This window comes from Streptomyces kebangsaanensis, from assembly GCF_001906585.1.
GTDB lineage: Bacteria > Actinomycetota > Actinomycetes > Streptomycetales > Streptomycetaceae > Streptomyces > Streptomyces kebangsaanensis.
In genome coordinates this window covers 210,521-220,219 of the sequence record NZ_JUJA01000160.1, presented here as the reverse complement: position 1 = coordinate 220,219, position 9,699 = coordinate 210,521, and the positions used below count along the sequence as shown (strand labels likewise).

General features: G+C 72.8%; 9 protein-coding genes. 6 read left to right on the top strand and 3 right to left on the bottom strand.

Going from position 1 to position 9,699, the window contains the following annotated elements; genetic code table 11:
* Positions 1-19 precede the first annotated feature (19 nt).
* Together RH94_RS31025 and RH94_RS31020 are read right to left on the bottom strand one after the other, a co-directional pair.
* Entirely contained in the window at positions 20-1,258 is a 1,239-nt protein-coding gene (locus RH94_RS31025) for a DUF5667 domain-containing protein (RefSeq protein WP_073951645.1), read from the bottom strand.
* Positions 1,259-1,492: 234 nt separating this feature from the next.
* A complete protein-coding gene (locus tag RH94_RS31020; protein WP_073951644.1) occupies positions 1,493-2,314 on the bottom strand; it encodes an ECF subfamily RNA polymerase sigma factor, BldN family in 822 nt (273 codons plus the stop codon).
* Between the two features lie 220 nt (positions 2,315-2,534).
* Between RH94_RS31020 and RH94_RS31015 the strand changes: the two genes are divergently transcribed.
* Positions 2,535-2,804, top strand: a complete 270-nt coding sequence (locus tag RH94_RS31015; protein ID WP_073951643.1) for a hypothetical protein — start codon at positions 2,535-2,537, stop codon at positions 2,802-2,804.
* A gap of 65 nt (positions 2,805-2,869) precedes the next feature.
* Here the strand turns inward: RH94_RS31015 and RH94_RS31010 are convergent, their stop codons facing one another.
* Positions 2,870-3,814 (bottom strand): HAD family hydrolase, encoded by a 945-nt coding sequence (locus RH94_RS31010; RefSeq protein WP_073951677.1) that lies wholly within the window; start codon positions 3,812-3,814, stop codon positions 2,870-2,872.
* 107 nt (positions 3,815-3,921) lie between these two features.
* Between RH94_RS31010 and RH94_RS31005 the strand changes: the two genes are divergently transcribed.
* From RH94_RS31005 to RH94_RS30985, 5 genes are all read left to right on the top strand, one after another.
* Positions 3,922-4,206 (top strand): glutaredoxin family protein, encoded by a 285-nt coding sequence (locus RH94_RS31005; protein WP_107428869.1) that lies wholly within the window; start codon positions 3,922-3,924, stop codon positions 4,204-4,206.
* A gap of 312 nt (positions 4,207-4,518) precedes the next feature.
* Positions 4,519-5,283, top strand: a complete 765-nt coding sequence (locus RH94_RS31000; protein WP_073951642.1) for a redox-sensing transcriptional repressor Rex — start codon at positions 4,519-4,521, stop codon at positions 5,281-5,283.
* The gene (locus RH94_RS30995) at positions 5,280-7,013 is read left to right on the top strand and encodes a glutamyl-tRNA reductase (protein WP_073951641.1); all 1,734 of its coding nucleotides are present in this window, start codon (positions 5,280-5,282) and stop codon (positions 7,011-7,013) included. Before RH94_RS31000 ends, RH94_RS30995 begins: the two co-directional genes overlap by 4 nt.
* Positions 7,010-7,969: a hydroxymethylbilane synthase gene (gene hemC / locus RH94_RS30990; RefSeq protein ID WP_073951640.1), complete on the top strand. Its 960-nt coding sequence runs from the start codon at positions 7,010-7,012 to the stop codon at positions 7,967-7,969. Before RH94_RS30995 ends, hemC begins: the two co-directional genes overlap by 4 nt.
* Positions 7,966-9,675 carry a bifunctional uroporphyrinogen-III C-methyltransferase/uroporphyrinogen-III synthase gene (locus tag RH94_RS30985; protein WP_073951639.1) on the top strand — a complete coding sequence of 570 codons (1,710 nt, stop codon included), beginning with the start codon at positions 7,966-7,968 and terminating at the stop codon, positions 9,673-9,675. Before hemC ends, RH94_RS30985 begins: the two co-directional genes overlap by 4 nt.
* The last annotated feature ends 24 nt before the right edge of the window (positions 9,676-9,699 follow it).

Genomic DNA, 9,699 nt, shown 5'->3' with positions numbered 1-9,699 from the left:
CCCCGCCGCCGTACGGCCGCTACTTGGCGTCCTCCGCCTCGATGCCGAGGCCGGGCAACAGGCCCGGGAGCAGGGGCGGGATGGTCACCTCGGGGCCGCTGGGGGCCGACCTGCTCGCGGACGGTGAGGCACTGCCGCTGGGCTTGGGCGGGTCGAGCAGGCCGCCGGTGCTGCCGCCGAACAGGCCCTCGCCCTCGCCACCGGCCGACTTGCTGGGGCCGGCGCTGCCGGGGTGGTGGGTGCCGGGGGAGACGTCGCCGCCGGTGCTGGGCCGGGCGGACGGGCCGGTGCCGGAGGAGGCGTCGGGGGACGGCGTCGGGCTGGTCCCGTGCCGTTTGCCGTCGACGCCGTCCGGTGCGGCGGGCTGGGGCAGCAGCGACCGCAGCGGGGCGACCTCTTCGTCTATGGCGTCGAACACCGACGACACCTGCCGGCTGACGTCCCCGAGCTGCACGGGCAGCTGTTCGCGCAGCTCGCCCCAGGCCGCGCGGTGGGCCCGGGAGAAGGCGGAGAGCGCCTGGATGGGGCCCAGGGAGTCGGGGTCGCGCTGGTACGCCTCGTGCAGCAGGCGGTGGCCCTCGGCCGCGTCGTGCCGCATCCCGGACAGGGCGTGGCGGACCTCGCCGAGCGACTCGTGGTCGAGGTGGCCGCCGCGGCCGCGGTCCATCAGCCTGCGGGCCTCGCTCAGCCGGGTGGAGGCCAGGTCGAGATAGGCCTGGCCCTGCTCGTCGGCACCGTCGGTCAGGTAGTTGAGCCTGAAGTCCTCGATGCCGCGCTTGAGGCCGTACAGCGAGTCACCGGGGAGGGCGTCGGAGCTGGCCGCGGCCACTCCTCCGAAGGTCCCGGCGGCCACCCCGAGGCTGAGCCCGCCGGCGGCCAGGGACTTGCCCAGCCGTGTGCGCGGCCGGAGTTTCCCCAGGCCGCTCGCCCGATGGGCACCCCGAGCGCGGTGTGCCCGCTGTCCGGGCACCGATGGATCCGTCGCCCCGCCCGCGGTGCCCTCCTGCAGCATGGCCTCCATCGCGGCCACCAGGCGGGCCCGCTGGACGGCCTTGACCTCGGGGTCCAGCTCCGGCCGCGGCAGCGCGCCCAGACCGGTGGCGAGGGCCAGCAGACGGCCCTGCTCGGTCTGCTCCGCGGCAGCCGGTGCCGGTGCCGGCCCTTCGGACTGCTCGGCCGCCGTGCCCTGGTCGGACAGCTCCTCCAGGGCCTGGGCGAAGGCGTTCGCCCGCCGGTGCGCCGATACGTTCGCGATCACTGGCGGCACCTCCTCTCGTCATGACGGTCGACTCCCCGGGGGTCCTGAGGGTTGCACGTCCACGGCCGTGTCCACCCGAACGGGTGGTCAGGATTGGCCAAGGCGTGACCACAGGGAGCCTCTATCCCGCACAACGAGCGGCTCGGCACTTGGGTTACGGACGGCACAGGATCCGTTGGAGAAGTCAACGTGCCTCTAAGGAGGGTGAGTTGAGGGACGCCGGGCACGGGTGGATCAGCGGGCGTCGTCCGGGAGGAGCCGGGCCAGGGTGCGTACGGCCCGGTACTGGAGGGTCTTGATGGCGCCCTCGTTCTTGCCCATCACGCGGGCGGTCTCGGCGACGGAGAGGCCCTGCAGGAAGCGGAGCGTGACGCACTCCTGCTGCTGGGGGTTGAGCCGTCGTACGGCGTCCAGGAGGGCGGCGTTGGACAGGGACTCCAGGACGGAGTCCTCCGGGGAGCGCTCGACCTCGTTGGCGTCGAGCATCTCGCCGGTGGTGACCTCGAGACGGAAGCGGCTGGACTTGAAGTGGTCGGCGACCAGGTTCCGGGCGATGGTGACCAGCCAGGCGCCGAAGTCGCGCCCCTGCCAGGTGAAGGTGCCGATACGGCGCAGGGCGCGCAGGAAGGTCTCGCTGGTGAGGTCCTCGGCGGTCGCCCTGCCGCCGACGCGGTAGTAGATGTACCGGTACACGGTGTCGCTGTACTGGTCGTAGAGACGCCCGAAGGCGTCGGCCTCGCCGGCCTGGGCGCGCTCCACGAGCTCCATCATGCGGGCGCTGTCGCTGTCCGCGGCCGGGCGCCGGACGGCGGTCCCCGCGGTACGCCCTCGTCTGCCGGCCGCCCGTGCCTCCCCCGCCCGCCGCCCCTCGACGACGGCGCTGCGGGCCGGTCCCTGCTCCATGCTGTCGGCCAGCGCGTAGCACGGGCCCACGGGCGCGGCCGTGGCGAATGCGGGGCCGGCGTACGCGGTGGGGACGAGGCCGCGCAGCAGGTCCAGGACCGTTGCGCGGAGCGTAGCCAGGCCCGAGGCGTCAACCCCGACGTGTGGGTACACGGGACTCCCAGAGGCAGAGCTTCCATCACGTGCAGTGCGGGACCTTTCACCCGTCGTGGCGACGGAGGGGTACCGGTTTGCGTCTGAGGAGAATAACGCTTCGTAAAGGTGCCATTACACCGAGTTGCTCAAATCATCGATTACGTCGCTTCCGTAACCGATTGACGCCCGGTTGCGCACCGGAGAGTGACCGTTTTCTGATCGATCCGTTCCGGCTTCGGTGTGGGTCTGGGGCGCGTTCTGGCAGTTCACCGCCAAGCACGGGCCCGGCCGACCTGGTGGCACGGGTACGGGGGAGGCCTGGCGGGCGAGCGGCACCGCGCCGCACCGGAACGTCGCGTTCAGGACCGTGCGGCCGGACGCGGAGGCGTCGGACGTCTCACGCGAGCGCGTTCTGCGCGAGGCGGTGATGGAGCCGGCGTCCGGCCCCTCGTCCGGCCCCTTCCCGCAGGAACGGCTCGCGGCCGGCTGTGGCCCGTACGGGCCGTGACCGGCAGGGGTCTCTGCGGGCGTGGCCGTCGCCGGGCCGAGGGGTGGGGCCCGCGGGGCCGGGGGTCAGCGGCGGCGGCGGTGGAGGGCGATGGCGGCCGCCGTGCCGCCGGCGACCGCGCCGACGCCCGCCGCCGCGGGGATGCCGACCTTGGCGGCCTTGCGGCCGGTGCGGTAGTCGCGCAGGCGCCAGTCCATCTGGCGGGCGTGGCGGCGGAGCTTGGCGTCGGGGTTGATGGCGTAGGGGTGGCCGACCAGGGACAGCATGGGGATGTCGTTGTGGGAGTCGCTGTAGGCGGCGCAGCGGGAGAGGTCCAGGTCCTCCGCGGCGGCCAGGGCGCGTACCGCCTCCGCCTTCGCGGGCCCGTGCAGCGGCTCGCCGACCAGGCGGCCGGTGTAGATGCCGGCGACGGACTCCGCCACCGTGCCCAGCGCGCCGGTCAGGCCCAGGCGGCGGGCGATGACCTGCGCGATCTCCACCGGCGCGGCCGTGACCAGCCACACCTTCTGGCCGGCGTCCAGGTGGGCCTGGGCGAGCGCGCGCGTGCCGGGCCAGATCCGCTCGGCCATGTACTCGTCGTAGATCTCCTCGCCGATCGACTTCAGCTCGGAGACCCGGTGGCCCTTCACGATCGACAGCGCCGAGTCGCGCGCGTCCTGCATGTGCTCGGGGTCCTCCACCCCGGCCAGCCGGAACCACGCCTGCTGCCAGGCGAACTTGGCGAGCTCGCGGGTGTCGAAGAACTTCCGCTTGTACAGGCCCCTGCCGAAGTGGAACAGCGCGGCACCCTGCATGACCGTGTTGTCCAGGTCGAAGAACGCGGCGGCCCGGTCGTCCCCGTGCACCGGGAACTCCGCCTCCTTGACGGGGGACGGCGGGACCTCCGTCTCCTGTGTCTCCTGCGCCTCCTGGGAGGACTTGCGCGCTGCCTCCGCCGAGGCCTCGCCTGCCAACACGCTTCGCGCCGTGGCGGAGCGCCTACGGGGGGTGAGCCATCCTAGAGCGGCCATGGCGCCGAGCATAACCAGTCCGCTCGGCGGTTCCGGACCCGTGACGTCGCACGGACGTGAACTCTCGGCGACGGTGTCGTCGGAGAACTCGTGCGGACGGGGTGAGAATGGCCGACATGAGTCCCATCTTCCGCCGCAGGTCCCCCGAGCCCGGGGACCGCCTCGTCACCCTGGTCCGCAAACCGGGCTGCCACCTGTGCGACGACGCGCAGGCCGTCGTGGAGAAGGTGTGCGCCGACCTCGGCGTCCCCTGGGAGCAGAAGGACATCACCGAGGACCGGGAGCTGCACGACCGGTACTGGGAGCAGATCCCCGTCGTGCTCGTCGACGGGGAGCAGCACACCTTCTGGCGCGTGAACGAGGAACGGCTGCGCAAGGCGCTCACGGGCTGACGCCCGTCGGTTGATCGACACTGACCGAGGAGTCCAAAACGGCCGGAAGTCGCTTAGGATCGATGGCGACTTGGTCTCGGGGGCGATGATCGTAGAGGAGAGTGTGCGGTTTTGCCCCCGACAAGAAAGGAATGGTGGTGCGCGTGCGCCGGTTCCACACGCTTGCGCCGGGGGCGCGTGACCCCGGTCACGTTGGGTGGACAAATCGGACACTATCTTTGTGCACGCGTTCACAAAGACATAGCCTGCTGTCGACGGGGCGGTCCGGGAACGTATGACCGCCTACAGCCCCGCTCTACCCGCAGGAGCACCGTGGCAACTGGCCGAACTCACCGACCGGCGACCCGTAGCCGAGGGATTCCCGAGGCCACCGTCGCCCGTCTTCCGCTGTACCTCCGAGCGCTGACCGCGCTGTCCGAGCGCTCGGTCCCCACGGTCTCCTCCGAGGAGCTCGCGGCCGCGGCGGGAGTCAACTCCGCCAAGCTGCGCAAGGACTTCTCCTACCTCGGCTCCTACGGGACCCGCGGGGTGGGGTACGACGTCGAGTATCTCGTGTACCAGATCTCCCGCGAACTGGGCCTGACCCAGGACTGGCCGGTTGTGATCGTCGGTATCGGAAACCTCGGCGCCGCCCTCGCCAACTACGGCGGCTTCGCCTCCCGCGGCTTCCGCGTCGCCGCGCTCATCGACGCCGACCCGGCCCTGACCGGAAAGCCCGTCGCCGGCATCCCGGTCCAGCACGCCGACGAGCTGGAGAAGATCATCCGGGACAACGGCGTCTCGATCGGCGTGATCTCGACCCCCGCGGGCGCCGCCCAGCAGGTCTGCGACCGGCTCGTGGCCGCCGGCGTCACCTCCATCCTGAACTTCGCGCCGACCGTGCTGACCGTCCCGGACGGCGTCGACGTGCGCAAGGTCGACCTCTCCATCGAGCTGCAGATCCTCGCCTTCCACGAACAGCGCAAGGCCGGTGAGGAGGCCGTCGGCAAGGGCCCCCTTCCGCAGACCGCCGCGGGCCGCGACGAGTCCGCCGACCAGGGACCCGACGGGGACGTGCCCGCCGTGATGCCGGCATGAGCCTCCTCGTCGTCGGACTGAGTCACCGCAGCGCCCCGGTCAGCGTCCTGGAGCGCGCCTCGCTGAGCGCGGACGACCAGGCCAAGCTGGCGCAGGACACGGTCGCCGCCGAGCCGGCCACCGAGGCCGCCGTGCTGGCCACCTGCAACCGCATCGAGCTGTACGCCGACGTGGACAAGTTCCACGCCGGTGTCGCCGAGCTGTCCACGCTGCTCGCCCAGCACAGCGGGGTCGGCCTGGAGGAGCTCACCCCCCACCTCTACGTGCACTACGAGGACCGGGCTGTCCACCACCTGTTCTCGGTGGCCTGCGGCCTGGACTCGATGGTCGTCGGCGAGGGGCAGATCCTCGGCCAGATCAAGGACTCCCTGGCCCGCGCCCAGGAGCTGCACACCGCCGGACGGCTGCTGAACGACCTGTTCCAGCAGTCCCTGCGGGTGGGCAAGCGCGCCCACTCCGAGACCGGTATCGACCGTGCCGGACAGTCCCTGGTCACCTTCGGCCTGGAGCAGATGTCCGAGGGCGCGGACGTCCAGACCTGGGCGCGCGGCAAGAAGGCCCTGGTCATCGGCGCCGGCTCGATGTCGTCGCTGGCCGCCGCCACGCTCGCACGGGCCGGCGTCGCCGAGATCGTGATCGCCAACCGCACGCGGGACCGCGCCGAGCGCCTCGCGCAGATCCTGACCGAGGGCGACGAAACGGACGTACGGGCCCGCGCGGTGACCATGGACGCCGTACCGGACGAGCTGACACGTGCAGATGTCGCCGTCTCCTGCACCGGCGCGACGGGACTCGTCCTGACGGCCGAGACGATCGCCGCCGCGGTCGCGGCCCGTACGGGCACCCCGGCCGCCGTCGCCGAAGCAGGCGCGCGGCGGCACGACAGCGGTCGTACGACGGTGCGGGCGGACGTCCGCGAGACCCCGCTGCCGCCGGCCGCCGTGGGCGCCGAGGAGGGCTGCACGCCGGCCCCGGCCGGGCCCGGCTTCTCCCTGATGGGCGAGTCCGCCGTCGCCGGCATGGACGCGGCCACCCTGGAGCAGCACGGCACCTGGGTCGGCGAGGGCACCTCCCTGCTCGAGCGGAGCCGGGAGTCCGGGGCGGGCGCCGGGGCCGACGCCGAGCTGATCACCGCGCTCGCCGCGACCGCGGCCGCCGTCGGCCGCATTCCCGAGCGCCGCAGGCCCGAGCCGGTCGCCGCCCCGCGGCCCGAGCCGGTCCTCTCCGTCCTCGACCTCGCCATGCCGCGCGACGTCGACGCCGCCGCGCACCGGATCGCCGGGGCCCGCCTGGTGGACATCGAGTCGCTGGCCGAGGCCTCCGCCGACGCTCCGATGGCAGCCGACGTCGACCAGGTCCGCCGTATCGTCTCCGACGAGGTCGCGGCCTTCGGCGCGGCCCTGCGGGCGGCGCACATCACGCCCACCGTGGTCGCCCTGCGCACCATGGCCGCCGACGTCGTCAGCAGCGAGATCGCCCGCCTGGAAGGGCGGCTGCCCGGCCTCGACGACAAGCACCGGGCGGAGATCACCCAGACCGTGCGGCGGGTCGTCGACAAGCTGCTGCACGCACCGACCGTCAGGGTCAAGCAGCTCGCGGCCGAGCCCGGCGGCGCCGGGTACGCCGACGCGCTGCGCACCCTGTTCGACCTCGATCCGGAGACGGTGGCCTCCGTCTCCCGGGCCGACAACGACTCCGAGATCCAGAGCAAGAACCGAGGGCCAGTATGAGTGAGAAGGCACTGAGGCTCGGGACCAGGCGCAGCAAGCTCGCCATGGCCCAGTCCGGGATGGTCGCGGACGCCGTGAGCCAGGTGACCGGACGGCCCGTCGAGCTCGTCCCGGTCACCACCTACGGCGACATCTCCCGTGAGCACCTGGCGCAGATCGGCGGCACGGGCGTGTTCGTGGCGGCGCTGCGCGAGGCACTGCAGCGGGGTGAGGTCGACTTCGCGGTTCATTCGCTCAAGGACCTGCCCACCACGCAGCCCGAGGGCCTGGTCCTGGCGGCCATCCCGGAGCGCGAGGACCCGCGTGACGTACTCGTGGCCCGGGACGCGCTGAAGTTCACCGACCTGCCCGACGGGGCGCGCATAGGCACCGGTTCGCCGCGCCGCATGGCCCAGCTGAACGGGTACGCCCGCGCCCACGGCCTGAACATCGAGACGGTCCCGATCCGGGGCAACGTCGACACCCGCATCGGCTTCGTCAAGAGCGGCGAACTCGACGCGGTCGTCCTGGCCGCCGCCGGACTGAACCGGGTCGGCCGCAGCGACGAGGTGACCGACATCCTGCCGGTCGACACGATTCTGCCCGCCCCCGGCCAGGGGGCCCTGGCGGTCGAGTGCACCGAGGACAACTCGGAGCTCACCGCCGCGCTCGCCGAACTCGACGACCCGCACACGCGGGCCGCCGTGACCGCCGAGCGGTCCCTGCTCGCCGCCCTGGAAGCCGGCTGCAGCGCCCCCGTGGGCGCGCTGGCCGACCTGCTGGGCGGTGGGCAGATTGTCAAGGAAATGCGCCTGCGGGGCGTCGTCGGCAGGACCGACGGCTCCGCGCTGGTGCAGCTGTCCACCACCGGTCCCGTGCCCCGGACGCACGACGAGGCCATGGCACTCGGTCGCGAACTCGCCACCGAGATGCTCGCCCAGGGCGCGGCCGGTCTGATGGGGGAGCGAGCACAGTGAGCCCCACCACCCTTTCCGCCGCCAGTCCTGAACACGGGCAGGTCACCTTCCTGGGTGCCGGGCCCGGAGATCCGGGACTTCTGACACTGCGCGCCGTGGAGGCGCTGGCGCACGCGGACGTCCTCGTCGGCGAGCACGAGGTGCTCGAGGTCGTGCGCACGCACGCCAGGCAGGGCGTCGCCGTCGTGCACACGGACCCGGATTCCTCCTCGGACCCGGTCCCGGGCACGGGCGCGCCCCAGCTCACGGTCGTTGACGGCACGTCAGCAACCGTTGGGGTCCCCGCGAAGCGGGATGCCGCACATCTTGTCATGGAGGCTGCGCGGGGCGGCAGGCGGGTCGTCCGTGCGGTGTCCGGGGACCCGGGACTCGATACGTACACCGCGGAGGAAATGCTCGCCTGCGCCGCCGCGGGCGTCCCCTTCGAGGTCGTGCCCGGTATCGCGGCCGCCGTCGGCGTGCCCGCGTACGCCGGGGTGCCGCTGCGGGACGCCGAGGGCACGGACGTCCGCTTCGTGGACGCCCGCACCGCCTCGGACCGCTGCTGGACGGAGCTGGGCGCCTCCGACGCCACGGTCGTGGTGTCCACCACGCTCGACTCGGTCGCCGTGGCGGCCGGTGAACTGGTCGCGGCCGGCCGCAAGCCGGACACCCCGTTGACGGTGACGGTGGCCGGTACGACGACCCGGCAGCGCACCTGGACGGCGACCCTCGGCACGATCGCGCAGACCCTGAAGCAGGCCAAGGTCCTGCCGTCCCCGGAGGGCCACCGGCCGGTGATAGCCGTGGTCGGCGAGCGCAGCGCCGCGGCCCGGCGCGACCAGCTGTCGTGGTTCGAGTCCAAGCCGCTGTTCGGCTGGAAGGTCCTCGTACCGCGCACCAGGGAACAGGCGCCCGCGCTCTCCGACCAGCTGCGGTCCTACGGCGCCGTGCCGCAGGAGGTCCCGACGATCGCCGTCGAGCCGCCGCGCACGCCCCAGCAGATGGAGCGCGCGGTCAAGGGCCTGGTCACGGGCCGCTACGAGTGGATCGCGTTCACCTCGGTCAACGCGGTGAAGGCGGTGCGGGAGAAGTTCGAGGAGTACGGGCTCGACGCCCGTGCCTTCGCCGGCATCAAGGTCGCCGCGGTCGGCGACCAGACGGCCAAGGCCCTGATCGACTTCGGCGTGCGCCCGGACCTGGTGCCGAGCGGCGAGCAGTCGGCCCGCGGGCTGGTGGAGGACTGGCCCCCGTACGACCCGGTCTTCGACCCGATCGACAGGGTCTTCCTGCCGCGCGCGGACATCGCCACGGAGACGCTGGTCGCGGGTCTGATCGAACTCGGCTGGGAGGTCGACGACGTCACCGCCTACCGCACGGTCCGCGCCTCGCCGCCCCCGGCGGAGACCCGCGAGGCCATCAAGGGCGGCGGCTTCGACGCGGTGATGTTCACGTCGTCCTCGACGGTCCGCAACCTGGTCGGCATCGCGGGCAAGCCGCACAACGTGACGGTGATCGCCTGCATCGGCCCGGCCACGGCCAAGACGGCCGAGGAGCACGGCCTGCGCGTGGACGTGATGGCCCCCGAGCCCTCGGTCCACAAGCTGGCCGAGGTCCTGGCCGACTTCGGCGCGAAGCGCCGCCTGGCGGCCCTGGAGGCGGGCGAGCCGGTCACCCGCCCGAGCGAACGCCGCCCGGGCGCGCGGAGGCGTCGCACGTCTACGTGACCGTGGATGTGAGGAACGGCGGGG